The sequence below is a fragment of the Aestuariivirga sp. genome (genome assembly GCF_047600585.1).
Taxonomy (GTDB): Bacteria; Pseudomonadota; Alphaproteobacteria; order Rhizobiales; family Aestuariivirgaceae; genus Aestuariivirga.
The window spans coordinates 1597276-1622737 of the sequence record NZ_JASGKP010000001.1; the positions used below are offsets into that span (position 1 = coordinate 1597276).

General features: G+C 63.2%; 28 protein-coding genes. 22 read left to right on the forward strand and 6 right to left on the reverse strand.

Features of this window, described 5'->3' with window-relative positions:
* Positions 1-39: 39 nt before the first annotated feature.
* Positions 40-1317 (forward strand): phosphopyruvate hydratase, encoded by a 1278-nt coding sequence (gene eno, locus QM801_RS07795; protein ID WP_415018644.1) that lies wholly within the window; start codon positions 40-42, stop codon positions 1315-1317.
* 61 nt (positions 1318-1378) lie between these two features.
* Here the strand turns inward: eno and QM801_RS07800 are convergent, their stop codons facing one another.
* The 4 genes from QM801_RS07800 to QM801_RS07815 all read right to left on the reverse strand — a co-directional run bounded on the left by QM801_RS07800 (position 1379) and on the right by QM801_RS07815 (position 4500).
* A complete protein-coding gene (locus QM801_RS07800; protein ID WP_415018645.1) occupies positions 1379-2731 on the reverse strand; it encodes a sensor histidine kinase in 1353 nt (450 codons plus the stop codon).
* Positions 2728-3393: a response regulator gene (locus QM801_RS07805; protein WP_415018646.1), complete on the reverse strand. Its 666-nt coding sequence runs from the start codon at positions 3391-3393 to the stop codon at positions 2728-2730. Before QM801_RS07805 ends, QM801_RS07800 begins: the two co-directional genes overlap by 4 nt.
* Positions 3394-3408: 15 nt before the next feature.
* The gene (locus QM801_RS07810; RefSeq protein WP_415018647.1) at positions 3409-3897 is read right to left on the reverse strand and encodes a PepSY domain-containing protein; all 489 of its coding nucleotides are present in this window, start codon (positions 3895-3897) and stop codon (positions 3409-3411) included.
* Between the two features lie 186 nt (positions 3898-4083).
* Positions 4084-4500, reverse strand: coding sequence for an RrF2 family transcriptional regulator (locus QM801_RS07815; protein WP_415018648.1), 417 nt, complete (start codon positions 4498-4500; stop codon positions 4084-4086).
* 125 nt (positions 4501-4625) lie between these two features.
* Here QM801_RS07815 and QM801_RS07820 point away from each other — a divergent pair, with 125 nt between their 5' ends.
* The 13 genes from QM801_RS07820 to QM801_RS07880 all read left to right on the forward strand — a co-directional run bounded on the left by QM801_RS07820 (position 4626) and on the right by QM801_RS07880 (position 14329).
* Positions 4626-4928, forward strand: a complete 303-nt coding sequence (locus tag QM801_RS07820; RefSeq protein ID WP_415018649.1) for an FtsB family cell division protein — start codon at positions 4626-4628, stop codon at positions 4926-4928.
* 107 nt (positions 4929-5035) lie between these two features.
* Entirely contained in the window at positions 5036-6085 is a 1050-nt protein-coding gene (pdhA, locus tag QM801_RS07825; protein ID WP_415018650.1) for a pyruvate dehydrogenase (acetyl-transferring) E1 component subunit alpha, read from the forward strand.
* 15 nt (positions 6086-6100) lie between these two features.
* Positions 6101-7477, forward strand: a complete 1377-nt coding sequence (locus tag QM801_RS07830) for a pyruvate dehydrogenase complex E1 component subunit beta (RefSeq protein ID WP_415018651.1) — start codon at positions 6101-6103, stop codon at positions 7475-7477.
* Positions 7478-7495: 18 nt separating this feature from the next.
* Positions 7496-7846, forward strand: coding sequence for a DUF5076 domain-containing protein (locus QM801_RS07835; RefSeq protein WP_415018652.1), 351 nt, complete (start codon positions 7496-7498; stop codon positions 7844-7846).
* A gap of 18 nt (positions 7847-7864) precedes the next feature.
* The gene (locus QM801_RS07840; protein WP_415018653.1) at positions 7865-9163 is read left to right on the forward strand and encodes a pyruvate dehydrogenase complex dihydrolipoamide acetyltransferase; all 1299 of its coding nucleotides are present in this window, start codon (positions 7865-7867) and stop codon (positions 9161-9163) included.
* Between the two features lie 10 nt (positions 9164-9173).
* Positions 9174-9812 carry an SGNH/GDSL hydrolase family protein gene (locus tag QM801_RS07845; protein WP_415018654.1) on the forward strand — a complete coding sequence of 213 codons (639 nt, stop codon included), beginning with the start codon at positions 9174-9176 and terminating at the stop codon, positions 9810-9812.
* Positions 9813-9834: 22 nt separating this feature from the next.
* Entirely contained in the window at positions 9835-10536 is a 702-nt protein-coding gene (locus tag QM801_RS07850; RefSeq protein ID WP_415018655.1) for a hypothetical protein, read from the forward strand.
* Positions 10537-10553: 17 nt separating this feature from the next.
* Positions 10554-11993, forward strand: coding sequence for a dihydrolipoyl dehydrogenase (lpdA, locus tag QM801_RS07855; RefSeq protein ID WP_415018656.1), 1440 nt, complete (start codon positions 10554-10556; stop codon positions 11991-11993).
* Between the two features lie 80 nt (positions 11994-12073).
* Positions 12074-12325 carry a GlsB/YeaQ/YmgE family stress response membrane protein gene (locus QM801_RS07860; protein ID WP_415018657.1) on the forward strand — a complete coding sequence of 84 codons (252 nt, stop codon included), beginning with the start codon at positions 12074-12076 and terminating at the stop codon, positions 12323-12325.
* Between the two features lie 9 nt (positions 12326-12334).
* Positions 12335-12622 carry a GlsB/YeaQ/YmgE family stress response membrane protein gene (locus QM801_RS07865; RefSeq protein WP_415018658.1) on the forward strand — a complete coding sequence of 96 codons (288 nt, stop codon included), beginning with the start codon at positions 12335-12337 and terminating at the stop codon, positions 12620-12622.
* 18 nt (positions 12623-12640) lie between these two features.
* Positions 12641-12892, forward strand: a complete 252-nt coding sequence (locus tag QM801_RS07870) for a GlsB/YeaQ/YmgE family stress response membrane protein (RefSeq protein ID WP_415018659.1) — start codon at positions 12641-12643, stop codon at positions 12890-12892.
* A 7-nt stretch (positions 12893-12899) separates the two neighbouring features.
* The gene (gene lipA / locus QM801_RS07875) at positions 12900-13850 is read left to right on the forward strand and encodes a lipoyl synthase (RefSeq protein WP_415018660.1); all 951 of its coding nucleotides are present in this window, start codon (positions 12900-12902) and stop codon (positions 13848-13850) included.
* A complete protein-coding gene (locus tag QM801_RS07880; RefSeq protein ID WP_415018661.1) occupies positions 13850-14329 on the forward strand; it encodes a type II toxin-antitoxin system RatA family toxin in 480 nt (159 codons plus the stop codon). The genes lipA and QM801_RS07880 overlap by 1 nt, the downstream gene beginning before the upstream one ends.
* Here QM801_RS07880 and QM801_RS07885 read toward each other — a convergent pair.
* Together QM801_RS07885 and QM801_RS07890 are read right to left on the reverse strand one after the other, a co-directional pair.
* Positions 14293-14766 (reverse strand): CinA family protein, encoded by a 474-nt coding sequence (locus QM801_RS07885; RefSeq protein ID WP_415018662.1) that lies wholly within the window; start codon positions 14764-14766, stop codon positions 14293-14295. The genes QM801_RS07880 and QM801_RS07885 overlap by 37 nt on opposite strands.
* A 7-nt stretch (positions 14767-14773) precedes the next feature.
* Positions 14774-15946, reverse strand: a complete 1173-nt coding sequence (locus QM801_RS07890) for a bifunctional 2-C-methyl-D-erythritol 4-phosphate cytidylyltransferase/2-C-methyl-D-erythritol 2,4-cyclodiphosphate synthase (protein ID WP_415018663.1) — start codon at positions 15944-15946, stop codon at positions 14774-14776.
* Positions 15947-16069: 123 nt separating this feature from the next.
* Here QM801_RS07890 and dusB point away from each other — a divergent pair, with 123 nt between their 5' ends.
* The 8 genes from dusB (at position 16070) to QM801_RS07930 (ending at position 25458) form a co-directional block, all read left to right on the forward strand.
* Positions 16070-17083, forward strand: a complete 1014-nt coding sequence (dusB, locus tag QM801_RS07895; RefSeq protein ID WP_415018664.1) for a tRNA dihydrouridine synthase DusB — start codon at positions 16070-16072, stop codon at positions 17081-17083.
* On the forward strand, positions 17083-18219 hold the full coding sequence (locus tag QM801_RS07900) for a two-component system sensor histidine kinase NtrB (RefSeq protein WP_415018665.1): 1137 nt from the start codon (positions 17083-17085) through the stop codon (positions 18217-18219). The genes dusB and QM801_RS07900 overlap by 1 nt, the downstream gene beginning before the upstream one ends.
* A 2-nt stretch (positions 18220-18221) precedes the next feature.
* On the forward strand, positions 18222-19682 hold the full coding sequence (gene ntrC, locus QM801_RS07905) for a nitrogen regulation protein NR(I) (protein ID WP_415018666.1): 1461 nt from the start codon (positions 18222-18224) through the stop codon (positions 19680-19682).
* A gap of 93 nt (positions 19683-19775) precedes the next feature.
* Positions 19776-22001: an ATP-binding protein gene (locus QM801_RS07910; RefSeq protein ID WP_415018667.1), complete on the forward strand. Its 2226-nt coding sequence runs from the start codon at positions 19776-19778 to the stop codon at positions 21999-22001.
* Position 22002: 1 nt separating this feature from the next.
* Complete coding sequence (locus QM801_RS07915; protein WP_415018668.1) at positions 22003-23394, forward strand: sigma-54-dependent transcriptional regulator; 1392 nt, start codon at positions 22003-22005, stop codon at positions 23392-23394.
* 96 nt (positions 23395-23490) lie between these two features.
* The gene (gene hfq, locus QM801_RS07920; protein WP_415018669.1) at positions 23491-23736 is read left to right on the forward strand and encodes an RNA chaperone Hfq; all 246 of its coding nucleotides are present in this window, start codon (positions 23491-23493) and stop codon (positions 23734-23736) included.
* On the forward strand, positions 23733-25094 hold the full coding sequence (hflX, locus tag QM801_RS07925) for a GTPase HflX (RefSeq protein ID WP_415018670.1): 1362 nt from the start codon (positions 23733-23735) through the stop codon (positions 25092-25094). The genes hfq and hflX overlap by 4 nt, the downstream gene beginning before the upstream one ends.
* 34 nt (positions 25095-25128) lie before the next feature.
* Positions 25129-25458, forward strand: coding sequence for a hypothetical protein (locus QM801_RS07930; protein WP_415018671.1), 330 nt, complete (start codon positions 25129-25131; stop codon positions 25456-25458).
* Positions 25459-25462: the final 4 nt, after the last annotated feature.

Genomic DNA, 25462 nt, shown 5'->3' on the forward strand with positions numbered 1-25462 from the left:
CGCCGCCGGACAATCGCACGCACGCCCAAGGAGCGCCCTATGACTGCCATTCTGGACATCACCGCCCGCGAAATTCTCGACAGCCGCGGCAATCCCACCGTCGAGGTGGACGTGACCCTCGAGGATGGTTCGTTCGGCCGGGCAGCGGTTCCCTCGGGTGCCTCCACCGGCGCCCACGAGGCCGTGGAACTCCGTGACGGCGACAAGAAGCGCTATCTCGGCAAGGGCGTGACCAAGGCGGTCGCTGCCGTGAACGGCGAGATTTACGAGGCGCTTGCCGACCTCGACGCCGAGGACCAGATCGGCATCGACCGCGCCATGATCGCGCTCGACGGCACGCCCAACAAGTCACGTCTCGGTGCCAACGCCATTCTCGGTGTGTCGCTCGCTGTGGCCAAGGCTGCGGCCGATGCCTCGGCCCTGCCGCTGTACCGCTATGTGGGTGGTGCTTCGGCGCGCATCCTTCCGGTGCCGATGATGAACATCATCAATGGTGGCGTGCATGCCGACAACCCGATCGACTTCCAGGAATTCATGATCATGCCGGTGGGCGCGCCGTCGTTCCGCGAGGGCCTGCGCATGGGTGCGGAAGTGTTTCACACGCTGAAGAGCGCCCTCAAGAAGGCGGGTCACAACACCAACGTCGGCGACGAGGGCGGCTTCGCCCCCAACCTTCCGTCGGCCGAAGCGGCCCTCGACTTCGTGATGAAGTCCATCGAGCAGGCCGGCTACAAGGCGGGCGAGGACATTTATCTCGCGCTCGACTGCGCCGCGACCGAGTTCTTCAAGGACGGCAAGTACGTCTATGAGGGCGAGGGCGTGACCCGCTCGATCAAGGAGCAGGCGGAATATCTCGCCAAGCTCGCGAAGGCCTATCCGATCATCTCGATCGAGGACGGTCTCTCGGAAGACGATTGGGATGGCTGGAAGCAGGTCACCGATCTCATCGGCAGCAAGGTGCAGCTGGTGGGCGATGATCTCTTCGTCACCAACACCAAGCGCCTGAAGGACGGTATCGCAAAGAAGACGGCGAACTCCATCCTGGTGAAGGTGAACCAGATCGGCTCGCTCACCGAGACGCTCGAAGCCGTCGAGATGGCGCACAAGGCCGGCTACACCGCCGTCATGTCGCACCGGTCGGGCGAAACCGAGGACTCGACCATTGCCGATCTCGCGGTCGCCACGAACTGCGGCCAGATCAAGACCGGCTCGCTGGCCCGCTCCGACCGGTTGGCCAAGTACAATCAGCTCCTCCGCATCGAGGAAGAACTCGGCACCGCGGCCCAGTATCAGGGCCGTGCCATTCTGAAGGGCTGATCTTCGGACATTTTTGCAAGGCGGCGGACCCCGGGGTTCGCCGCCTTTTTCATGTCAGGCTTCATGTCAGCGCGGGAAGCCCGACACTCGCCTTCAGTCCGCCGAGACTGCTCTTCTCGAAGGCAAGTTCGAAGTCGTAGACCTCGGCGAGATCGCTGACGATCGAGAGGCCAAGGCCGCTCCCTGGCGACAGGGCATCAAGCTTCACGCCGCGGCGGGTGATCGTTGCCAGCTTGTCTGGCGCCACGCCGGGACCATCATCTTCGACAACCAGATAGCGCCCATCGTGGGTCACGCGCACCTCACTCTGTGCATGCTTGCGGGCGTTGTCGATCAGATTGCCGAGAAGCTCGAGCAGGTCGGTGCCGTCTATGGCGATCTGTGTTCTCGGCGGCACGTCCACCGCCCAGGTGATGTCTTCGCCGCGCGGCGCCCGGCGGCATGTCTCGACCACGCGCTCCACCGCGGGGAGCAGGGGAGAACGATGACTGCTCGCGCCCGCTGCCATGCGGCTCCGCGCCAGTTCCCGGTCGACGAGATCGCGCATCTGGTCGACGGCAAGCCGGATCTGTGATGATCGTTCCGTCTGGCCGCTGACGGCAAGCTGTGTCGCGGTGGCGGTGAGAACGGTGAGCGGCGTCTTCAGGCCGTGGGCCAGATTTCCGGCGCGCTGCCGGGCGCGTTCAAGCTGTTTTTCGCGAGCTTCCACGAGGGCGTTCACCTCGTTCACGAGCGGCGCCACTTCCTCCGGATGCTCGCCGCCGACCCGTGTGGCCTTGCCCATGCGCAGCGCCTCGACGGATTCGCGCAGCATCTTCAGGGGCCGCATTCCGAGGAAAATGATCAGCAGCACCGAGGCGAGGAGGGTGAAATAGAGCACGGCAAGTCCGGCGATCATGGGCTTGCCGAAATTCGAGATGGTCCCCTGCACGCGGGCCTTTTCCATGCCGATGGTGACGACGAGCCGGTGGTCGACGCCACTCCGGTCGGTGACGAAGATCAACTTCTCGAGCGCCAGCACATCCTTGCCCCCGGGACCAGGCATGACGTGGGCGTGGTCTTCTTCCGGGGCCGTCGGGGGAGTGGGAACAGAAAAGCTTTCATCCCACATGGAGCGCGACCGGAGCGACGGCTGCCCCACTTCGTCAACCTGCCAGTACATGCCCCCCTGGGGCTGAGCGAAGCGGGGATCGCTCATGACCGCCCTGTTGCGAAGCTTGCCGTCCGTGTCATAGGCGAGGCCGCTTGCCAGTTGCTGGAAGTGGGTGTTCAGTTCGCCGACAACGAAGCGTTGCACGTGCACTTCGAAGAGGTACGAAAACGCCACGCCTGCCACGGCCAGAAGCGCGCTGATCGCAAAGGCTGCAAGAAGCGTCAGCCGGAAACGGAGTGCGCCCGCGCGAAGCAGTGTCATGCCTCCGGAACGGCGAGGCTGTAGCCGAAGCCGCGTTTGTTTTCGATGATGCCGCGGCCGAGCTTGCGGCGGAGGCGGCTGACCAGCGCCTCGATGGCGTTGGGGTCACGCTCGTGGTTGACCGCGTAGAGCTTCTCCGAAAGGTCTTCCTTGCTCACCTGAACACCCGGGTTGATGGCGAGATGGTGGAGCAGGCGGAATTCGAGGGGCGTCAGTTCGACGGGCTGGCCATCGAGGGTTGCCTTTGCCGATTTCAGGTCGAGGCGGAGCGACCCCACATCGAGCGTCGAAGAGGCGAGTCCGCCTGCGCGGCGGACAAGGGCGCGAATGCGCGCCAGCAGCTCGCCCATTTCGAAGGGTTTCGGCAGATAGTCGTCTGCGCCGTTGTCGATTCCGTCGACACGCTCCGCCCAGGTGCCGCGGGCCGAGAGGATGATGACCGGTGTGCGTAGTTCTTCCGAACGCCAGCGCCGCAGCACCGTCAGTCCGTCGATGCCGGGAAGTCCGAGATCGAGAACAATCGCTGCGTATTCTTCGGTTGACCCCCGGAACCAGGCGTCTTCGCCGTTCGAGGCAATGTCAGCGACGAAGCCGGCCGCTTCCACAGCTGCTGCGACAGCCTTCGCCACTGTAGCTTCGTCTTCAGCGATGAGTATTCGCATGGGAGTATCTGATGATTATCTGAGCGCCAGTGTCATAGCATCAAGACGCAACTTAATCACCTTGCCCGTGTCCTGCAGGATCTTCAGGCGATATTCGAACTTGCCCGAGTGCTGCTTCAGGTCGACATCGAGAATCTGTCCGGGATAATTCTGTTTGAGATACGAAAGAAGATCGCTCAGTGGCCTGGCTTGGCCTTCCAGGACGGCGTTCTTGGCCTCTGCGGCTTCTTGGCTGCCGCTCTCGCCGATCTCGCTGTCGTTATCGCCGTCTTCAGACTTGTCGTCGTCCTTGCCGTCATCGTCGCCGGAATCACCACCGTCGTGGTCGTCGGACCCTCCACCACTGCCGGAACTGCCTGAACCTGATCCGGAACCGCCGCCACCGCTGCCACTTCCACCTCCACCTCCGTCGTCATCATCAGCGGGCGCGTCGGCTGCCGGCAGGGCGATGGCAAGGCCCAGCATCATCAGCAGGAGGGAGCGGCGTGAGAGTTCGGATTTCATAATCAACTAACTGAAAGGGTGAAACCAGACCCGCATTGTTTCCTGGACGGCAGCAAGAAGGAACCGCCACGGGTCTGGTTTCGAGGGTACCGGACAAGTTTGTGGCTAAGCAAGGTTTGCCGGCGGGAATCTTTCTGGCATCCGCTTGCTGACAATTCGCTGGCAAAACCGGCCAGAAGGCCAATTTTAGTGGATAGCGGCCGAAACGTCTTCCAGGGTCGTCCGCTGGAGGGAGGCCGTCATGGCGGTCTCAGCGGCCTTGAGGGGCGGCGACAGAACCTTGCTCAGTTGTGCAGCAACCGGGCACACCGCCTCAGGGTCGAGCTTGTGCATACGGAAAACCGCATCGTCCTCAACTGCCTTGTAGACGTCTGCCAAAGTGATCTGCGGGGCAGGGCGTGCCAGGCTGAAGCCGCCGGAGCGGCCAGCAGTCGATGCCACCAGCTCGGCCTTTTCGAGTTCGGACATCAGGCGGCGGATCACCACCGGATTTGTGTGCACGCTCTGTGCGATCATGTTCGAGCACACCGGGCCCTTGCCCGAATGACGGGCGAGCACCGAGAGGGCGTGAATCGCGACAACGAAGCGGCTGGATGACAACATGATGTGCCCTAAATTGTAACTTCTGTTGCGAAAATCAAGGGGTATCGCACGGCCGTGGTGTCGCGGGCGGCGGGCAGGGTGAATTGGTTTACGGGGTGTTAAGGCCGGGCTGGCAAGAAACGGCCATGCGTCTGCGCCTCAAGAGATTCGACTATCTGGTCACCATCGGCTGCCTCGCCCTGTTGAGCTATTTCGCCTGGTACGCCGAAAAGGGACCCCGGGGTTACGGTTTCCTGGAGCAACTCAGGGCCGAGGCGGTGCAGCTTGAGAACGATCTCTCCTCCGACGAGGCGGAAATGAAGCGGCTGGAGGCCAAGGTTTCGCTGATGCGCCCCGAGCGCGTGGACCCGGACATGCTCGAGGAACTGGCCCGCACGGAACTCGAATTGTCGCGCCGCAACGAGTTGATCGTCCGCCTCGACGACTGATTTCCCGTTGTGTTTCCGAAGATTAACCGAAATCCGGTTAATCGTCATTTTCGCAAGTGCACACAACCGTTTAATGCTATGAGAACAGCACTGACGGAGGGTGAGGCATGGCCGTGAAGTCTGCTTATCTGGCCCGCAAGGGCGACAAGGTGCCAAAGGGCGCCAAGAACTCGGATCTCAAGAACTCAGGTTTTACAGCGGCGGAAGAGCTTCAGGCCTACCGCGACATGCTGCTGATCCGCCGCTTCGAGGAGAAGGCCGGCCAGCTTTACGGCATGGGCCTCATCGGCGGTTTCTGCCACCTCTACATCGGCCAGGAGGCCGTGGTGGTGGGGATGCAGATGGCGGCCATCGAGGGCGATCAGGTGATCACCTCCTACCGCGACCACGGCCACATGCTGGCCTGCGGCATGGACCCGGGCGGCGTGATGGCCGAGTTGACCGGCCGCAAGGGCGGCATTTCCAAGGGCAAGGGCGGCTCGATGCACATGTTCAGCCGCGAGAAGAACTTCTACGGTGGCCATGGCATCGTCGGCGCCCAGGTGCCGCTCGGTGCGGGGCTGGCCTTCGCCAACCGCTACCGGGGCAACCAGAACGTTTCCATGGCCTACTTCGGCGATGGCGCGGCAAACCAGGGCCAGGTCTACGAGACCTTCAACATGGCCTCGATCTGGAAGCTGCCGGTGATCTTCGTGATCGAGAACAACCGTTACGCCATGGGCACGGCGGCCACCCGCTCGACCGCTGCTTCCGATCATCTCGGCGCCCGCGGCGAAGCCTTCGGCATTCCCGCCGAGCAGGTGGACGGCATGGACGTCCGTGCCGTGAAGGAAGCGGCAGACCGCGCCACAGAACACTGCCGGGAGGGCGAGGGGCCGTACATCCTCGAGATGATGACCTACCGCTATCGCGGACACTCCATGTCCGATCCCGCTAAGTACCGCACCAAGGAAGAGGTGCAGAAGATGCGCGAGGAGCATGATCCGATCGAGCAGGTAAAGGCGCGCCTTCTCAAGTCGAACCGCGCTTCGGAAGAGGAACTCAAGAAGATCGACGCCGAGATCCGTGACATCGTCACCAAGGCGTCCGACTTTGCCACCAATGATCCGCTGCCGGATGAGTCCGAGCTGTGGACCGACATCTACGTGAACGGCTGAGGAGCGAGACCACCCATGCCTACAATCCTCATGCCCGCCCTCTCGCCCACCATGGAAGAGGGCAAGCTGGCCAAGTGGCTCAAGAACGTCGGCGACGCGGTCAAGCCCGGCGACGTGATTGCCGAAATCGAAACCGACAAGGCGACCATGGAAGTGGAAGCGGTCGATGAAGGCCCGCTCACCTCGATCCTCGTTCCCGCCGGCACCGAAGGCGTGAAAGTGAACACGCCCATCGCCGTGATCGGCGAGGCCGATGCCGCAACGCCGCCGCCCGCAAAGGCGCCGGGCACGCTGCCTTACGAGGGCGCCGAGAGCCATACCAAACCGCACGCCAATCTTCAGGCCACCGTGGCTGCCGCAAAGGCTGTCACGCCTGCGCCCGTCGACACTGAAATCCCGCCGGGCACCGAAATGGTGCAGATGACGGTGCGTGAAGCCATTCGTGCCGCCATGTCGGAAGAGATGCGCCGCGACCCGGACGTCTTCCTGATGGGCGAGGAAGTGGGCCAGTATCAGGGCGCCTACAAGATTTCCCAGGGCATGCTCGAAGAGTTCGGCGACAAGCGCGTGATCGACACACCGATCACCGAACACGGCTTCACCGGCATTGCCGTGGGTGCGGCCTTCGCGGGCCTCAAGCCCATCGTTGAGTTCATGACCTTCAACTTCGCCATGCAGGCGATCGACCAGATCATCAACTCCGCCGCCAAGACGCTCTACATGTCGGGCGGCCAGATGGGTTGCCCGATCGTCTTCCGTGGCGCCAATGGTGCGGCGGCCCGCGTCGCCGCCCAGCACAGTCAGGATTATGCCGCGTGGTACGGCCACATCCCCGGCCTCAAGGTCGTCATGCCTTACACGGCGGCTGACGCGAAGGGCCTGATGAAGGCAGCGATCCGCGATCCCAATCCGGTGGTCTTCCTCGAAAACGAAATCCTCTACGGCAAGAGCTTCGACGTGCCGAAGCTTGACGACTGGACCGTTCCCATCGGCAAGGCGCGCGTGGCGCGGCCCGGCTCGGATGTGACCCTCGTCTCCTTCGGCATCGGCATGACCTATACCCACGCCGCTGCCGACAAGTTGGCGGAAGAGGGGATCGACTGCGAGATCATTGATCTCCGCACCATCCGTCCGCTCGATCTGGATACGGTTCTCCAGTCGGTGCGCAAGACCAACCGCTGCGTGTGCATTGAAGAGGGTTATCCCCGCTTCTCGGTGACGAGCGAGCTTGCTGCCGAAATCATGACACATGCCTTCGATTATCTCGATGCGCCGGTTGCCCGCGTGGCCGGCAAGGATGTGCCCATGCCCTATGCGGCCAATCTCGAAAAGCTTGCCCTGCCGTCGGTCGATGAAGTGATCGCTGCGGTGAAGTCGGTTCTCTACGCTTAAATCCGAAAAGGAATTTACATGTCCAAAGATCACGATCACCACGATCATCATCACCACGACCATTCGCACGAGACCCATCCGCACCAGCTGCAGCCGCCTCACGAGGTCTTCCATGATCCGAAGGCTGGCGAAATTGCCCGCGCCTGGATCACCAACGGTCACCTGAGCCTGTCGCTCCATGCCATGGCTTTCGGCAAGGCCGACATCTGGGGCCACGTTCTGGCCGGCATGGCCTCGCAGGTTGCCGGCGCCATGGCCGAGATGGGCCACGGCACGGCCGGTGCCAATCTCGAGGAAATCCGCAAGACCCTGAACGACGGCCTCGCCAAGGCCGCGGCCCAGAATTCGGTTCTCGCCAACAAGAGCTAACGCGAGGGGAGCGTCCCGATGCCTGCAAATGTCCTGATGCCCGCACTGTCTCCCACCATGGAGAAGGGCAAGCTTGCCAAGTGGCTCAAGAAGGAAGGCGACAAGGTGAAGAGCGGTGACGTTCTTGCCGAGATCGAAACCGACAAGGCCACCATGGAAGTGGAAGCCGTGGACGAAGGCACGCTCGGCAAGATCATGGTTCCGGCGGGCACCGAGGATGTTCTCGTCAACACGCTGATCGCCGTCATCCTGGGTGAGGGCGAGAAGGCTGGCGACGCACCCGCCGCTGCCGCACCGGCAGCGAAGCCCGCTGCTGCCGCGGCACCTGCCGCCGCCTCTGCGCCCGCTGCCGCTGCTGCGGCACCGCAGGCGAAGGCTGCTGCACCGGCTGCTTCAGGAGCGCGCGTCTTTGTCTCGCCGCTCGCCCGCCGTCTCGCCAAGGAGAAGGGCATCGATCTTGCTGCGGTGACCGGCACCGGTCCCCATGGCCGCATCGTGTCGCGTGACGTGGAGAAGGCGAAGCCCGGCGCTGTGGCTCCGGCTGCCAAGCCCGCTGCCGCTGCCCTTGCCCAGCCACCATCGGACGACGCCGTGCTCAGGCTCTTCGAGCCGGGTTCCTATGATCTCGTGCCGCACGACGGCATGCGCAAGGTGATCGCGCGCCGCCTTACGGAATCGAAGCAGACCATTCCGCACTTCTATGTCTCGGTCGATGTGACGCTCGACCACCTGCTGGAGCTGCGCGAGCGGCTCAATGCCCAGGCGCCCAAAAACAAGGAGGGCGTGCACCTCTGGAAGATTTCGGTGAACGACTTCATCATCAAGGCGATGGCCATGGCCCTCATCAAGGTGCCGGATGCCAATGTCTCGTGGACCGAGACCGCGATGGTGAAGCACAAGCATGCCGACATCGGCATTGCCGTTTCGATCCCCGGCGGCCTGATCACGCCGGTCATCCGCAAGGCAGAGACCAAGGGTCTCGCCCAGATCTCGACCGAGATGAAGGATTATGCCAAGCGCGCCCGCGACCGGAAGCTGAAGCCGGAGGAATACACCGGCGGCTCGGCGGCGATCTCCAACATGGGCATGATGAACGTCTCGAACTTCGCGGCCATCGTGAACCCGCCTCATGCCTCGATCCTGGCGATCGGCACCGGCACGCGCCGCCCCGTGGTGCGCGGCAACGACATCGCGATCGAACAGCAGATGACGATGACGCTCTCCACCGACCACCGCTGCATCGACGGTGCACTCGGCGCGGAGTTCATCAACGCCATCAAGCTCTATCTCGAAGAACCCGGCCTGATGCTGGTGTAAGGAGGGGACGATGAAATCCATCCTCGCATTTGGTGACAGCCTGACGTGGGGTTTCGAGGCCGGCACCTTCAAGCGCCATCCCTTCGAGAGCCGATGGCCGAACGTTCTGGCTGCGGGGCTGGGCGGCAAGGCCCGCGTGATCGAAGAGGGCATGAACGGGCGCACCACGGTGTTCCCCGATCCGGTGGCCGATGCGGAGCGGAATGGCGCCGTTGCCCTTCCCATCCTGCTCGAAAGCCATCATCCGCTTGATCTCGTCATCATCATGCTTGGTACCAACGACATCAAGTATGCCAACCGCTGCCGCGCCTTCGATGCCTCCATGGGCATGCAGCGTCTCGTCGGGCTGGTGAAGAACCACGACTACAATGCCGACTATGCAGTGCCGCAGATTCTGCTCGTCTCGCCGCCGCATCTGGTGAAGACCGACGACGAATGGTTCAACGACCTGTGGGGCCACGCGATCGAAGAGTCGAAGCTTTTTGGCAAGCATTACAAGCGGGTTGCGGAGGAGAATGAATGTCATTTCTTCGACGCCGCCAGTGTCGCCGTGGCCGACAAGACCGATGGCGGGCATCTCGATGCCGCCAACACCCGGAAGATCGGCGAGGGCCTTGTTCCGGTCGTGAAGAAGATCCTCGGACTGTGAGTAGGAGGCGGGGCAGCACAGGATGAAAGTGATCCGCCGCATCCTGCTTCTCATCGTCGTGGCTGCGGCCGCACTCGCTGCGCTCGTCTATCTGTTCGGTCCGCATGCGCAACTTGCGCAGGCCTTCAACACCTATCGCGCGGCCTATCTTGCGGGCGACCGGAACCTCGTCACCCGCCTGACGGCGCCGGAAGCCGTTGCCCGTGCCGATGTCGTGCGTCAGCTTGCGCTCACGGCGCCGCGCGCCGCAGTGGAGGCGCTCGATTTCTCCCGCCGGGCCGCGGTGCTGGGTCTTCGCAAGCAGGTGCGCGATGGAAAGTTGCCGCTCACCCTGCTGCAGTCGGCCGACCCCATCACCATGTACGCCGCTCTCGAACCAATGGAGGCGCGGGCGAAAACGTTCCAGACTGCGACCGTCATCCTGGCGATGCCGACCGGGCCCAATACGGCCCGCGGCTATCTCGATCTCGCCTATGCAGGCAAACCGGAATTCATGGCCTACAGCATGGCGCTCGGCTTCGGGATCTACCTGAATTTCGTGCGCTCCTACGATGGAACGTGGCTCGTCGATCCGACGGCCCTTGTCGATTCATCCGCGCGGGAAAACGAATACTGGGCCAAACAAGTGGAGCCCACAGGCAACACCTTCCTCATCACATCCCTGCTTCAGGAGAATGACCCCGCCAAGGCGGAACTCCTGTGGCAACCTCTCTCAACACCCTGATCTGAAAGGCAAGACCCATGACCGATACCACCTTCGACGTTCTCATCATCGGGGCAGGGCCCGGCGGCTATGTGACGGCCATCCGCGCCGCACAGCTCGGCTTCAAGACGGCCATCGTGGAACGCGAACACCTGGGCGGCATTTGCCTCAACTGGGGCTGCATTCCCACCAAGGCGCTGCTGCGCTCGGCGGAAATCTATCACTACATGAAGCATGCCGACAGCTACGGCCTTTCGGCCAAGGACATCAGCTTCGATGCGTCGAAGGTGGTGCAGCGTTCGCGCGGCGTTTCAGGCCGCCTCAATGGCGGCGTTGCCGGCCTGCTCAAGAAGAACAAGGTGCAGGTGATCTGGGGCGAGGCCAAGGTGACGAAGGCGGGCGAAGTGGTCGTCACCGACACAAAGAAGGCCATCGTGCAGCCGCAGAACCCCATTCCGAAGGGCGTGGCGGGTGCCGGTACATACAAGGCCAAGCACATCATCATCGCGACGGGCGCGCGTCCCCGCGTGCTGCCGGGCCTTGAGCCCGACGGCAAGCTGGTGTGGACCTACTTCGAGGCCATGGTGCCGAAGGCCATGCCGAAGTCGCTCCTGGTCATCGGCTCGGGCGCCATCGGAATCGAGTTCGCCTCCTTCTACAACGCCATGGGTGTTGACGTGACGGTGGTCGAGATCATGGACCAGATCATGCCGGTCGAGGACACCGAAATCTCCAAGGTGGCGCAGAAGCAGCTCGAGAAGCAGGGCCTCAAGTTCAAGCTCTCGGCGAAGGTGGCGAAGCTCGACCGCAAGGCCGACAGCGTGACCGCCACGATCGAGGCGGGTGGCAAGAGCGAGCAGATCACGGTTGATCGCGTCATCGCCGCGGCGGGTGTTGTCGCCAATATCGAGAACCTCGGTCTCGAGGCGCTCAACGTGAAGCTCGACAAGGGCTGCATCGTCACCGATGGTTTCGGCCGCACCAATGTTCCGGGCATCTATGCGATCGGCGATGTGGCCGGCCCGCCGATGCTGGCCCACAAGGCCGAGCATGAAGGCGTGATCTGCATCGAGACCATCAAGGGCCTGCATACGCATGCCATGAAGAAGGACCAGATCCCGGGCTGTACCTATTGCCATCCGCAGGTGGCGAGCGTCGGTCTCACCGAAGCCAAGGCGAAGGCTGCCGGCTTCGAACTCAAGATCGGCCGCTTCCCCTTCCTCGCCAACGGCAAGGCCATTGCGCTCGGCGAAGACCAGGGCCTGATCAAGACCATCTTCGACGCCAAGACCGGCCGCCTGCTGGGCGCACACATGGTGGGCGCCGAGGTGACCGAACTCATCCAGGGTTTCGTCGTCGCCATGGGCCTCGAAACCACCGAAGAGGAACTGATGCACACGGTCTTCCCGCATCCCACGCTTTCCGAAATGATGCATGAGAGCGTGCTCGATGCCTATGGCCGCGTCATTCATATGTGACGGGATTCCATGCTCTTGAAGCGCCGGGGCGGGCGGGCCATATGAGGCCCGCTCCTTTCCGGAGGTTGATGGGGGACACCATGGACACAAAGAACATCCTGATTGCCATCCTGATCGGCCTCATTGCCGGCTGGCTGGCAAGCTTCGTCACCGGCGGCCATGGCGGCTTCCTGCAATATTTGGTGAGCGGCGTTTTGGGCTCCTTCGTGGGCTCCTATGTGTTGCAGCGGGCCAAGATCAGCCTTGGCATCCAGAACGAAATCGGCCGCGACATCGTCACGGCCACCATCGGTGCGGTGATCGTCATGATCATTGCCCACATCCTGACCTGAGGGACACACATGGACCAAATCATGCAATTGGGCGGCGTCGGCTTCTGGGGCACGGTGCTGATCGGCATTCTGGCGGGCTGGCTCGCCGAGAAGTTCACAGGCTCTGACCATGGCCTGATCATGAACCTGATCATCGGTTTGATCGGCTCGTGGATCGGCTTCTTCATCGCCAGCAAGGCTGATATCCAGTTGGGCGAGATCTTCCACGGCTGGTTCTGGGGCAATTTGCTTGTTTCGGCTGCGGGTGCGATTATCCTGCTCACCGTGCTGAAGCTGTTCCGCGGCTCCAGGCGCTAACGAGGGAAGGGGACCACAATGGAAGGCTATGGAATCATCATGCAGATCATCCTCGGCGGACTCGCCGGGTGGATCGCAGAGAAGGTGATGAAGTTCGACACCGGACTCATCATGAACATCATCCTGGGCATTGTCGGCGCCATCGTCGGCAACTGGCTTCTCGGCCTCATCGGCATCGGCCTCGGCGGCCTGATCGGACAGCTCGTTGTCGCCATCCTGGGCGCCTGTGTGCTGATCTTCGTCTATCGCGCCATCAAGGGACGTGCCTGAGCCTCCGATGGCAACACTGATCGACAACAGCGGCGGAACCCGGCCACGCCACCCGGAAAAGGCCCACAAGGCCGACACGCCCATCCTGCGCAAGCCGGAATGGATCCGCGTGAAGGCGCCGGGTTCCGCCACCTACCACGAGACGCAGAAGCTGGTGCGCGACAACAAGCTCGTCACCGTCTGCGAGGAGGCAAGCTGCCCCAACATCGGCGAGTGCTGGACCAAGAAGCACGCCACCTTCATGATCATGGGCGACACCTGCACGCGGGCCTGCGCCTTCTGCAACGTACGCACGGGTTTGCCCGATGCACTCGATGCGGGCGAGCCGGAGCGCGTGGCGGATGCCGTGGCCCGCATGGGCCTCTCCCATGCCGTCATCACCTCGGTGGACCGCGACGATCTCGATGACGGCGGCGCCAACCACTTCGTCCGCGTGATCAAGGCGATCCGCGCGGCCTCGCCCGACACCACCATCGAAATCCTGACGCCCGACTTCCTGAAGAAGGATGGGGCGCTTGAGAAAGTCGTGGCGGCGAAGCCGGACGTGTTCAACCACAATCTCGAAACCGTGCCCGGCCTCTATCTGAAGATCAGGCCGGGGGCGCGCTACTTCCATTCGCTCCGCCTTCTGCAGCAGGTGAAGGACCTCGACCCCACCATGTTCACCAAGTCGGGCATCATGGTGGGTCTCGGCGAAACGCGTGAGCAGGTGATGCAGGTGATGGACGACATGCGTTCCGCCGACATCGATTTCATCACCATCGGGCAATACCTGCAGCCCACTCGAAAGCACGCACCCATCGACCGTTTCGTGACGCCGGATGAATTCAAGTCCCTCGAGACGATTGCCTATGCGAAAGGTTTCCTGATGGTGTCGGCTTCGCCTCTGACACGCTCGTCGCACCATGCGGGCGACGACTTCGCGCGACTCCGCGCCGCCCGGGCCGGCAAGGCCTGATGCCGGTCTTCCAGACATCGAAGCGCGTCACCGTTCCGCCCGACATCGCCTATGAAGTGGCGTCGGATGTGGCAGCTTACCGGGATTTCCTGCCGCTGATGCAGCGGTCTGTCATCCGCAGTGCGCGGACACCGATCCCCGGCGGGGAAACCTTCGCGGCAGAGCTTTCGATTGCCTATCCGAAGCTTGGGCTGTCGGAATCCTTCACCAGCCGCGTGGAGGTGAGCCGCGAGGCCCGCACCGTGCGGGCGATCTCGACCGAGCCGCCGTTCCGGTCCATCGAGGCGCAGTGGAAGATCACCCCGGTGGGGAACGACTCCGATATCGCCATCCGCATCGACTACGCCTTCCGCAGTGCGCTGATGCAACTGGCGGCGGGCGGCCTGATGCCCATGGCGGTACAGAAGGTGATGGCCGCCTTCGAAGAGCGGGCGCGGCTCATTCAGCGCAGGGCGGCGATCAGCAATTCCAGCGCCTGATCGACCGAGGCGCTGCGGATCTCCGCGCGGCTCAAGGGCCCGAAGCGGCGCTCCACATGGGTGATGCCGCGACCTTTCACGGCACAAGCGAAATGGACGAGGCCGACAGGCTTCTGCGCCGTTCCGCCGCTCGGACCGGCAACTCCCGTGATCGCGACGGCGACGTGCGCTGCCGAATGGGCGAGAGCCCCCGCCGCCATCTCACGCGCTGTTTCTTCCGAGACCGCACCATGTGCATCAAGCGTGACAGGGGTCACGCCCAGCATCTCCACCTTGGCGGCATTGGAATAGGTGACAAAGCCGCGGTCGAGCACGGCGCTTGATCCCGAAATGTCTGTGATGGCGGCGGCGGCGAGTCCGCCCGTGCAGCTTTCGGCCGTGGCGATCATCCAGCCGCGGGCGGTATAGGCGGTGACGATGTCCTGCGCGAGGCTCATGGCGCGCTCAGAGCGGCAGGCGCACGGTAGCGGTGGCGAAGGCGGCGATCCCTTCCTTCCGGCCGATGGCGCCCATCTCTTCGGTCGTGGTGGCCTTGATGGCGATGCGGTCGGCAGAGACCTGGAGCAGGGGCGCCAGCACCGCTTTCATCGCGGCGATGTGCGGCCCCACTCTTGGCGCTTCTGCAAGAATGGTAATGTCGGCATTGGCAATGATGCCCTTGCGTGCGGTGAGAAGTTCGACCGCCTTCAACAGGAAGATGGATGACGCAGCGCCCTTCCACTTCGGGTCGCTCGGCGGGAAGTGCTTGCCGATGTCGGCCTCGCCGATAGCGCCGAGGATCGCGTCGGTGAGTGCATGCATGGCCACGTCCGCGTCGGAGTGGCCCTTGAGTTTCGCCGTGTGCGGAATGCTGATGCCACAGAGCGTCACCGCATCACCCGGCTCGAAGACATGGAAGTCGATGCCCTGGCCGTTGCGTACATCCGGCCGCTCCACGAAGAGCTTGGCCGAGACTTCGCTGTCGGCGGTGCGCACATCGTGCGAGGTGGTCAGCTTGCGGTTGGCCTGATCGCCGGCGGTGATGCGGACGGGCATGCCGGCGAATTCCGCAACCGCGGCATCGTCGGTGAAACCCATCTGGCCTTCGCGGGCGGCGCGGCGGTGGGCCTCGAGAATCTTGTCGAAGGTGAAGCCCTGGGGCGTCTGCACGAACCACATGGAGCCGCGGTCGACGGTGCGCTCGATTACGCCGCCGGGCGCGAATTTCATGGTGTCGGCCACGGGCAGGCCGGGAATCACGGCGTCGCCCCGGTCCAGCTCGGCAATGACGTTGCTGATCACCTGATGGGAAATGAAGGGCCGGGCGGCGTCATGGATCAGAACCCGGTTGGGCTTGATCCCGGCGAGCGCTTCCACCCCCAGACGGCAGGAATCCTGCCGGTTGGCCCCCCCGGTCACCGGTTTGGGGATATCCATCCCCTGGGTCGCCTCGGCGAAGAAATGCTCATGCCCCTGGCCGATCACGGGCTGGACAAAGCTCACGTTCGGGTGGCTCAGGAAAGCCTCAAGTGTCCAGCGAATCACGGGTTTTCCGCCGATCAACTGGTACTGTTTGGGGATTTCGCCCCCCGCGCGCAGGCCGCTGCCGCCCGCAACGATGACCGCTGCCACTGACATGTCTAACGGAATAGCCAGTGCGCACCGTCAAGGGAAGCTGGAGGACATGAGATTTTCGTTGACGGTGCAACGCAACATCGTATTCTGCACAAAACTTGAACGTCAATAAGTACTGCACAATTTATGAGCATCTCTATCGGACCTGTCCGGCTCCGCAATCCCGTGTTCCTCGCTCCCATGTCGGGTGTGACCGACGAAGCCTTTCGCACGGTTGCGCACGCGCATGGGGCGGGACTTGTCGTTTCCGAGATGGTGGCGAGCGATGCGCTTTTCCGCGAACGTCCGGACATGGTGCGCCGCGCTCAGGGCAGCCAGAAGATATCTCCTTTCGTCATTCAGCTTGCAGGCCGCGAAGAGCATTGGATGGCCGAGGGCGCGCGCCTTGCGCAAGATCTCGGGGCCGACATCATCGACATCAACATGGGCTGCCCATCGCGTCAGGTGACGGGTGGTCTCTCGGGTTCGGCGCTGATGCGGAATCTCGATCACGCGGTGAAGCTGATCGAAGCGACGGTCGGTGCTTCGCGGGTTCCGGTGACGGTGAAGATGCGGCTCGGTTGGGACCATGACACGCTGAATGCTCCGGAGCTCGCGCGCCGCGCGCAGGAGGCGGGCGCGCAGATGATCACCGTGCACGGCCGCACCCGTTGCATGTTCTACACCGGCAAGGCCGACTGGCCGGCGATCCGGGCCGTGCGCGAGGCGATCACCATTCCGCTCGTCGCCAACGGTGACGGGGAGACGGCTGCGGATGCCCGCGCCATGATGGCCGCATCCGGTGCCGATGCCGTGATGTTCGGCCGCTCCTGCTATGGCCGCCCCTGGTGGCCGGGCGTTGTCGCGAATGAACTGGAGCCGGGCTCCGGCCGCGACGAACCTTCGCTCGAGGAAGAGCGCGACATTCTGCTCTGGCATCAGGACGAGACGCTGAGGCTCTATGGGCAGGCTCTCGGCAACAAGACCTTCCGCAAGCATCTGGGCTGGACGCTGTCGCGCCTGGAACTTCGCGGCGTGCTCGACAGCGAGGTCCATGCAGGCCTTCGCGCCACGCTTCTTTCCGACAAGGATAACGCCCGCGTCGCGCGCGGCATTCGTGAAACATATGCCCGAATCCTGGGCGAAGAGGAGGCCGCGTGATGGGTGCGCTTGCCGAGATCACCACCGTGCCGCCCGACCTTCGCCTGGTCGTGGATGCGCTGCCGAACCCGCTCGTGGTTCTTGATGCCTATGACCGCGTCGTTGCCGTGAACACGGCCGCTGAGGATTTCTTCCAGGCGAGTTCGACGGTTCTCACGCGCCTGAGCATTTCGGAACTGGTGCCGTTCTCAAGCCCCGCCCTGCAATCGGTGAAGAAGGTGCGCGAGAGCGTGGGCGTCGTGAATGAATATGCAATCGGCGTCGGTACGCCGCGCCTCGGTGGCGAACGCATTGTCGACATGCAGACCGCCCCCATCGGTGACGATGGCCGCTTCGTGATGATGATGCTGTTGCGGCGTTCCATGGCGCAGAAGTTCGATCTGCAGCTTTCCCATCAGGGTGCGGCCCGCTCCGTATCCGGCATGGCGGCGATGCTGGCCCATGAGATCAAGAATCCTCTCGCCGGCATTCGCGGCGCGGCTCAGCTTCTGGAGCCATCGCTGGGTGACGCGGACCGCGGCCTTGTGCGCCTCATCTGTGATGAGACAGACCGCATCCGCCAGCTCGTCGATCAGATGGAAGTCTTTTCCGACGAGCGTCCGCTGGAGCGGCGCCCCGTCAACATCCATGTGGTTCTGGACCGCGTGAAGCAACTGATGGTCGCAGGCGGCCTCGACGGCGTGACGATCCGTGAGGAATATGATCCGTCGCTTCCCGCCGTGCACGGCAGTTCCGACCAGCTCGTACAGGTTTTCCTCAATCTGGCGAAGAATGCGCTCGAAGCGATGCGCTTGTCGGAAGGGTCGGGGGAGCTGCTGTTCACCACGGCCTTCCGCCCCGGTGTGCGCCTTTCCGTTGCCGGATCGAGCGAGCGCATTTCTCTGCCGCTTGAAGTCTGCGTGCATGACACCGGCCCCGGCGTGCCCGATGAATTGCTGCCGCACATCTTCGAGCCCTTCGTATCCAGCAAGCGTTCGGGCAGGGGCCTCGGCCTTGCGCTCGTTGCCAAGATCGTTCGTGACCACGGGGGCGTGGTCGAATGCAAACCCCGGCAGCACAAGGGCACGACCTTCCGCGTGCTCCTGCCGCTCACGCCTTCCGCAGACAACGCCCCTCTCAATCTGGAGACTCGCTGACCATGGCCAGTGGTACCGTTCTTATCGCCGATGACGACAGTGCCATTCGCACTGTGCTCACCCAGGCATTGACCCGCGCCGGCTTCACGGTGCGGGCAACCGGCATGGCCGCCGCGCTTTGGCGGTGGGTGAGTGAAGGAGAGGGCGACGTCGTGGTCACCGACGTGGTGCTGCCGGACGAAAACGCCTTCGACGTGCTGCCGCGCATCCGCAAGATGCGCCCGACCCTGCCGGTGGTGGTCATGAGCGCGCAGAACACCATCATGACGGCGATCCGTTCGGCCGAACTTGGCGCCTATGACTACCTGCCGAAGCCCTTCGACCTTACGGCGCTTGTGCAGACGGTGGCGCGCGCCCTCGATCAATCCGCCAAGGCGGCAAAGCCCGCGCCCTCGGTGCAGGGCGAGCCACTGCCAATCATTGGCCGCTCCTCGGCGATGCAGGATATCTACCGCCTCATTGCCCGCCTGACCCAGACCGACCTCACCGTCACCATCGTTGGCGAAAGCGGCACGGGCAAGGAACTGGTGGCCCGCGCGCTCCATGATTTCAGCAAGCGCAAGAAGGGACCCTTCGTTGCGCTCAACATGGCGGCGATCCCGCGCGAACTGATCGAGTCCGAACTCTTCGGCCACGAGAAGGGCGCCTTCACCGGGGCCGCGACGCGCATGGCCGGCCGCTTCGAGCAGGCCGAGGTCGGCAGCCTGTTCCTCGACGAAATCGGCGATATGCCGCTGGAGGCCCAGACACGGCTGCTGCGCGTGCTGCAGCAGGGTGAATACACCACGGTTGGTGGCACCACGCCGATCAAGACCAACGTGCGCATCATTTGTGCGACCCACCGTGACCTGCGGCAGCTGATCAATCAGGGTCTCTTCCGCGAAGACCTGTTCTACCGCCTGAACGTCGTGCCGCTTCGACTGCCGCCGCTCCGTGAGCGCACCGAGGACATTCCCGATCTTGTCCGGCACTTCCTCGCCCGGGCCGAAAAGGATGGCCTGCCGCGCAAGGAGATCGCGCCCGATGCCCTGACGCGGCTCATGACTCACCGCTGGCCGGGCAATGTCCGCGAGCTTGAGAACCTGATGAAGCGCCTGCTCGCCATGGAGGTGGATGATGTCATCCCGCTGGCGGCGGTGGAGCGCGAGCTCGCCAGCATGCCGCCGGTCCAGCCCCATGCTGCGAATGCCGGACAGGCGCCACAGGGCCAGGACCTGCCGAGTTTCATGGAGAGCCACCTCGCGCAATACTTCGCCAGCTTCGGCCAGAACCTGCCGCCGGCCGGCCTCTACGAGCGCATCCTCGCGGAGATCGAGCCGCCGCTGCTGCGGGCGGCCCTTGCGGCCACCCATGGCAATCAGCTGCGCGCCGCCGACCTTCTCGGCATCAACCGCAACACGTTGCGGTCGAAGTTGCGGGAGCGGAAAGTCGTTCCGATGCGGGGCATTATGAGCTCCAGTTAATGTAACGCCAGAAGCGGCACCACACGGCGACCGTATCTTTTCGGCAACATCATCTGTTGAATTCCCGCCACAGTCTGGCGCATATTGGCGCCCATGCAGCTGCGCCGCCTCGTCGAACAGTCCATTCCTGCCCGCATCAGCGGGTACACGGCTGTGGCGGCCCTCGTGCTGGTGGTGGCCGGCATGGTCGTCGGCCTTGCGACCTTCCTCGTCCTGACCGGCATGACGCCGATCCGGCCGAACGACGAAGTCATATCCTGGTTCCTGGTCACCAACGTCACGGTCGTGGTGCTGATGGCGCTGCTCGTCGGCTTCCAGCTCATCCAGCTGCTGCGGGAGCGGGCGCGGGGCACGGCTGGTGCCGGGCTTCACCTTCGCCTTGTGGGGCTGTTTTCCATCGTCGCCGTTGCGCCTGCCTTGCTCGTTGCCGCCTTCGCCGCTGTGACTCTGAACCGAGGCCTCGATGCGTGGTTCTCCGAACGTACCCGCAATATCGTCGACACCGCGACGACCGTGGCCGAGGCCTATCTCACGAATGCCGGCGAAGCCACCCGCAACGACCTCGCCGGAATATCACAGGACCTCTCGCAGCAGACGGACCTTTACAAGAACGACCGCCAGGCCTTTGTCCGCCGGGTGGCGCGGCATGCGGCACTCCGGAATCTCGCCGGCGTATTTGTCTTCGATCCCGCATCGAAGCGGATTGACGTCAGCGTCACCGCGAACGACCGCATCCGTTTCATCGCGCCGGAGGACTACAATCTGGAAAAGGCGAAGGGTGGCGATGCCGTGGTCATGCAGCCAGGACGGGGCGGCAACGTGGTCCGCGCCATGGTCAAGCTGCAAGGCTACGACAACGTCTATCTTTACATCTACCGCCTGATCTCGCCGGTGGTGATCGACCAACTCACAAAGACCCGCGATGCCAAGGCGGAATACGACCGCATGCTGCAGCAGAGGGCCGGCGTGCAGGTGACATTCGGCCTCGTTTATGCGCTCGTGGCGCTCGTGTTCCTTCTGGCAGCGATCTGGGCGGGCTTGCGCTTCGCTGACAATCTCGTGGCGCCCATTGTCCGGTTGCTCAATGCCGCGAGGGACGTGGCACGCGGCAACTTCAGCGCCAAGGTGGCAACCGTCGACGGCCCGGGAGATCTCGTCACCCTCTCCAACACCTTCAACATGATGACGGACCAGATCGCGCTTCACCGCGACCAGCTCGTTTATACCAATGAGCAGCTGGATACGCGCCGCCGCTTCACGGAAGCGATGCTCTCGGGCGTCAGTGCCGGCGTGATCGGTGTTGATCCCGGCAGCCGCATTTCGATCGTCAACCGTTCGGCCATGTATCTTCTCGGCAAGATGGAAGGTGATCTTGTGGGCACCTCGCTTGCGGACAGCACGCCGGAATTCGCGAAGCTCTTCGAACTGGCGAAGTCCCGCCCCTCGGGTTCGGCTGAAGGGCAGGTGGACGTGGTGGCAGAGGGGCGTGAAAAGAGCTTCTTCGTGCGAATTACGACGGAGCGCTCGGATGATGCCGAGCATGGCTTCGTGATCACCTTCGACGACATCACCGACCTCGTTTCGGCGCAGCGCAATTCCGCCTGGGCCGACATTGCGCGCCGCATCGCCCACGAGATCAAGAACCCGCTCACGCCGATCCAGCTGTCAGCGGAACGGCTGAAGCGCAAGTACCTGAAGGAGATCACCTCCGACAAGGCGGTATTCGAGCAATGCACCGACACCATCATCCGGCAGGTGGGCGACCTTGGCCGTATCGTCGACGAGTTCTCGTCTTTCGCGCGCATGCCGAAAGCTGCGCCGGAGCCGAACCGGCTTCAGGATGTGGTTTCGGACGCCACGGTTCTGCAGCGTGTCTCCGCCGCCGATACCCGGATCGAGATCCGCGCCGAGAGCGACGTGCCGATTTTCGCCTTCGATCGCCGCCTGGTGACACAGGCCGTGACCAATCTGGTGAAGAATGCCCGCGAGGCGATCGAGCCCCGAATCTCCTCCAACGAGATCGAGCAGGGGCACATCATCGTGAGCTACGGCATGAAGAACGGCGCGCCGTACCTGTCGGTCATCGACAATGGCATTGGTCTGCCGCAGGAGAACCGTCACCGCCTCGCCGAACCCTACATGACGACGCGCGAGAAGGGGACGGGATTGGGGCTTGCAATCGTCAAGCGCATCATGGAGGAGCATGGCGGAACGCTGTCGCTGTCTGATTCACCTGCCGGGCAGGGCGCATGCGTGACGCTGAATTTCCCGTCCATTGATGTTCTGCAACATACACCTGTTGAGGATGCGTTGAGTTAACATGGCTGCCGACATACTGATCATCGATGACGAAGCAGACATCCGCGAGTTGATCTCCGGCATTCTGCAGGACGAAGGCTTCGAAACCCGGCTTGCGCACAATTCCGATGCGGCCCTTGCCGAGGTCTCGCAGAGGCGGCCATCACTGGTCGTGCTCGATATCTGGCTGCAAGGATCGAAGCTGGATGGTCTCGACCTTCTGCTGGAACTGAAGCAGCGTGTGCCCGACCTGCCCGTGGTGATCATCTCCGGTCATGGCAACATCGAAACCGCGGTCGCAGCCATCAAGCGCGGCGCCTATGACTATATCGAGAAGCCGTTCAATTCCGACCGCCTGTTGCTGGTTGTGAGCAGGGCGCTCGAAACCCTGCGGCTGAAGCGCGAGAACGAGCAGCTGAAGGGCCGCAGCGGCTTCGATGCCGAGCTGATCGGGCAATCGGCAGCGATCAAGACGCTGAAGCAGACGCTGAAAAAAATCGCACCCACCAACAGCCGCGTGATGATCATGGGGCCGATGGGCTCGGGCAAGGAACTCGTCGCGCGCACGCTGCATGCCATGTCGACGCGCGCCAATGGTCCCTTCGTTGTCCTCAGTGCCGCGACCATGACGCCGGAACGTCTTGAGGAAAGCCTGTTCGGGGTGGAGCAGGGTGATACCGGCGGGCAGGGCGTTGGCGCCCTTGAAGAGGCCCATGGCGGCACGCTCTACATCGACGAAGTGGCCGACATGCCGCTCGAAACCCAGGCGAAGGTCTTGCGCGTTCTGCTGGACCAGACGTTCCAGCGGGTGGGTGGCACCAAGAAGGTGAAGGTGGATGTGCGCATCCTGTCATCGACGGCCCGCGACCTGCAGGCGGCCATCGTGGCCCAGACCTTCCGCGAGGATCTCTATCACCGCCTCAGCGTCGTGCCGGTGCGTGTGCCGGCGCTCTCGGAACGGCGAGAGGACATTCCCGGACTGATCGAACACTTTGCCAAGAGCTATTCGGCCGCGTCGGGCCAGGCCACGCGGCGCTTCGCCGACGATGCCATTGCCCTGCTGCAAACCCGCGACTGGCCCGGCAACGTGCGCGAACTCCGCAATAACGTTGAACGGATCATGATCCTCGCAGCTGGCGAGGGACACGACGAAATCACCGCTGCCACATTCCCCGCCGAAACCACCCAGACAGGCAACGGCAGCTTCAGTGGCGAGCACCTGCTCACCATGCCGCTCCGCGAGGCGCGGGAGGTTTTCGAGCGTGACTACATCGCGGCCCAGCTGTCGCGGTTCGGAGGCAATATTTCCCGCACCTCCGGCTTCATCGGCATGGAAAGATCGGCGCTTCACCGCAAGATCAAGATGCTGGGGCTTGCATCCCGCGAGGAGGAGGCCGGGGAACTCCCCCAGTAGCACACGCTCTGATGGTATCTTTTGCCTGCTTTGCGATTATGGTAGTCAGGGCAGGCGTTGGGTGGCAAGAATAAACAAAAGAGGCGGAGGGAACCAATGGCCCAAGACAAGCCCCAGAATTTGCAAGACACCTTTCTCAACCATGTGCGCAAGTCCAAGGTGCCGGTGACGGTATTTCTTGTGAATGGCGTCAAACTGCAGGGCATCATCACCTGGTTTGACAATTTCTGCTTGCTTCTGCGCCGCGATGGCGTGTCGCAACTTGTCTACAAGCATGCGATCTCAACGATCATGCCGGGGGCTCCCATCAGCCTGTTCGATGATGAAAGCGGTGGCTCTTGAGTTCACGTAAGCCCGCCAGGGCGCGGTCCGTCACGATCGGCGACGGAGAAGCCCATACCGGTCAAACCGGTGTTGCCGTTGTCGTCCACGTGGAACCCAAATCCCCCGCGACCGAACACGCGCGCTCGGCCGAGTCCCGGCTCGAAGAGGCACTCGGTCTCACCAGGGCCATCGGCCTGCTGGTGGCGCAATCCCTCATCGTTCCGCTCGCCACGCCCAAGCCTGCAACTCTCATCGGCAGCGGCAAGGTGGATGAAATCGCCACCATCGTGGCCGAACGCGATGCCGGGCTCGTCATCGTCAATGCCCAGCTCTCGCCCATCCAGCAGCGCAATCTCGAACGCGCGTGGAAGGCCAAGGTGCTGGACCGCACCGGGCTCATTCTCGAAATCTTCGGCGAGCGCGCCTCCACCCGCGAGGGCACGCTGCAGGTCGAACTTGCCCATCTCCGCTACCAGAAGAGCCGTCTCGTCCGCTCGTGGACCCACCTTGAACGGCAGCGCGGCGGCTTCGGCTTCCTCGGCGGCCCCGGTGAAAGCCAGATTGAAGCCGACCGCCGCCTCATTCAGGAACGCATCGCGCGTCTGGAGAAGCAGCTTGGAGATGTGGTGAAGACACGCGGGCTGCACCGGGCAGGGCGCTCGCGCGTGCCGTATCCGGTGGTCGCTCTCGTTGGCTACACCAACGCCGGCAAGTCCACGCTCTTCAATCGGCTGACCAACGCGCAGGTGCTGGCCAAGGACATGCTCTTCGCGACGCTCGATCCCACCATGCGGGTGATGACGCTGCCGCGTGGCCGCAAGGTGATCCTCTCCGATACGGTGGGCTTCATCTCCGACTTGCCGACCGCACTCATCGCCGCCTTCCGCGCCACGCTGGAAGAGGTGGTGGCCGCAGACGTGATCCTGCACGTGCGCGATGTCAGCCATCATGAAACGGAAGCGCAGGCCAAGGACGTGCTCAGCGTGCTCGAGGAACTCGGTATCAGCGAGGACCGGCGGGAGCACATGATCGAGGTCTGGAACAAGGCCGACCAACTCGAAGGGCTGGAATATGCGAAGTATGAAGCCTCGGCGGCGCGGCGGCCGGACTGCGTGCTGGTCTCGGCGGTGGATGGCACAGGTGTCGAGGAATTGCTGGCGCGTGTCGAAGAGCGTCTCAGCCGGACGGCGGACATCTATTCCGTCACCGTGGCGCCTGACGACGGCAAGGGGCTGGCCTGGCTGCACCGCCGCGGTGAGGTGATCTCGCGCAAGGACCAGAAGAACGGCAAGATCCGGATTGAGGTGCGCATGGACGAGGACAGGGCAGGCCAGGCCAAGGCCATGTTCGGCCGGGCCATGAGCAAGCTGGCATGAGCAACCTCGGCTGAGGAGCAAGGGAGAGGACCGCATGAGCAGCGAACCGAAGCCACGGGACATAGCACCCCTTCGCCAGCCGATGGTGACTTCGATCGGCATCATCATGGGCTTCATCCTGAACTTCCTCGCCAGCTGGGCGACGGAAGACGAGGGCCGCGCTACCGTGTTTACCAATGCCGACCGGGCGGTGGCCTTCACCCTGCTGCTGTCGATTGCGCTGATGTGCATCGTGCTGTTCCGCCTGCTCGACATCCGGCAGCCAGACCATGTGCAGGTGGCGCGCTATTTCACCACCTACCGCCTCTATGTGGCGGCGATCGTGATTGCGGTGAGCGGCGTGGGGCTGGCGCTCTTCCTCTGAAGGC

Excerpts from the sequence above, each read along its gene's own strand:
- eno (WP_415018644.1), top strand. The coding sequence starts at position 40 with ATGACTGCCATTCTGGACATCACCGCCCGCGAAATTCTCGACAGCCGC.
- QM801_RS07800 (WP_415018645.1), bottom strand. The coding sequence starts at position 2,731 with ATGACACTGCTTCGCGCGGGCGCACTCCGTTTCCGGCTGACGCTTCTT.
- QM801_RS07805 (WP_415018646.1), bottom strand. The coding sequence starts at position 3,393 with ATGCGAATACTCATCGCTGAAGACGAAGCTACAGTGGCGAAGGCTGTC.
- QM801_RS07810 (WP_415018647.1), bottom strand. The coding sequence starts at position 3,897 with ATGAAATCCGAACTCTCACGCCGCTCCCTCCTGCTGATGATGCTGGGC.
- QM801_RS07815 (WP_415018648.1), bottom strand. The coding sequence starts at position 4,500 with ATGTTGTCATCCAGCCGCTTCGTTGTCGCGATTCACGCCCTCTCGGTG.
- QM801_RS07820 (WP_415018649.1), top strand. The coding sequence starts at position 4,626 with ATGCGTCTGCGCCTCAAGAGATTCGACTATCTGGTCACCATCGGCTGC.
- pdhA (WP_415018650.1), top strand. The coding sequence starts at position 5,036 with ATGGCCGTGAAGTCTGCTTATCTGGCCCGCAAGGGCGACAAGGTGCCA.
- QM801_RS07830 (WP_415018651.1), top strand. The coding sequence starts at position 6,101 with ATGCCTACAATCCTCATGCCCGCCCTCTCGCCCACCATGGAAGAGGGC.
- QM801_RS07835 (WP_415018652.1), top strand. The coding sequence starts at position 7,496 with ATGTCCAAAGATCACGATCACCACGATCATCATCACCACGACCATTCG.
- QM801_RS07840 (WP_415018653.1), top strand. The coding sequence starts at position 7,865 with ATGCCTGCAAATGTCCTGATGCCCGCACTGTCTCCCACCATGGAGAAG.
- QM801_RS07845 (WP_415018654.1), top strand. The coding sequence starts at position 9,174 with ATGAAATCCATCCTCGCATTTGGTGACAGCCTGACGTGGGGTTTCGAG.
- QM801_RS07850 (WP_415018655.1), top strand. The coding sequence starts at position 9,835 with ATGAAAGTGATCCGCCGCATCCTGCTTCTCATCGTCGTGGCTGCGGCC.
- lpdA (WP_415018656.1), top strand. The coding sequence starts at position 10,554 with ATGACCGATACCACCTTCGACGTTCTCATCATCGGGGCAGGGCCCGGC.
- QM801_RS07860 (WP_415018657.1), top strand. The coding sequence starts at position 12,074 with ATGGACACAAAGAACATCCTGATTGCCATCCTGATCGGCCTCATTGCC.
- QM801_RS07865 (WP_415018658.1), top strand. The coding sequence starts at position 12,335 with ATGGACCAAATCATGCAATTGGGCGGCGTCGGCTTCTGGGGCACGGTG.
- QM801_RS07870 (WP_415018659.1), top strand. The coding sequence starts at position 12,641 with ATGGAAGGCTATGGAATCATCATGCAGATCATCCTCGGCGGACTCGCC.
- lipA (WP_415018660.1), top strand. The coding sequence starts at position 12,900 with ATGGCAACACTGATCGACAACAGCGGCGGAACCCGGCCACGCCACCCG.
- QM801_RS07880 (WP_415018661.1), top strand. The coding sequence starts at position 13,850 with ATGCCGGTCTTCCAGACATCGAAGCGCGTCACCGTTCCGCCCGACATC.
- QM801_RS07885 (WP_415018662.1), bottom strand. The coding sequence starts at position 14,766 with ATGAGCCTCGCGCAGGACATCGTCACCGCCTATACCGCCCGCGGCTGG.
- QM801_RS07890 (WP_415018663.1), bottom strand. The coding sequence starts at position 15,946 with ATGTCAGTGGCAGCGGTCATCGTTGCGGGCGGCAGCGGCCTGCGCGCG.
- dusB (WP_415018664.1), top strand. The coding sequence starts at position 16,070 with ATGAGCATCTCTATCGGACCTGTCCGGCTCCGCAATCCCGTGTTCCTC.
- QM801_RS07900 (WP_415018665.1), top strand. The coding sequence starts at position 17,083 with ATGGGTGCGCTTGCCGAGATCACCACCGTGCCGCCCGACCTTCGCCTG.
- ntrC (WP_415018666.1), top strand. The coding sequence starts at position 18,222 with ATGGCCAGTGGTACCGTTCTTATCGCCGATGACGACAGTGCCATTCGC.
- QM801_RS07910 (WP_415018667.1), top strand. The coding sequence starts at position 19,776 with ATGCAGCTGCGCCGCCTCGTCGAACAGTCCATTCCTGCCCGCATCAGC.
- QM801_RS07915 (WP_415018668.1), top strand. The coding sequence starts at position 22,003 with ATGGCTGCCGACATACTGATCATCGATGACGAAGCAGACATCCGCGAG.
- hfq (WP_415018669.1), top strand. The coding sequence starts at position 23,491 with ATGGCCCAAGACAAGCCCCAGAATTTGCAAGACACCTTTCTCAACCAT.
- QM801_RS07930 (WP_415018671.1), top strand. The coding sequence starts at position 25,129 with ATGAGCAGCGAACCGAAGCCACGGGACATAGCACCCCTTCGCCAGCCG.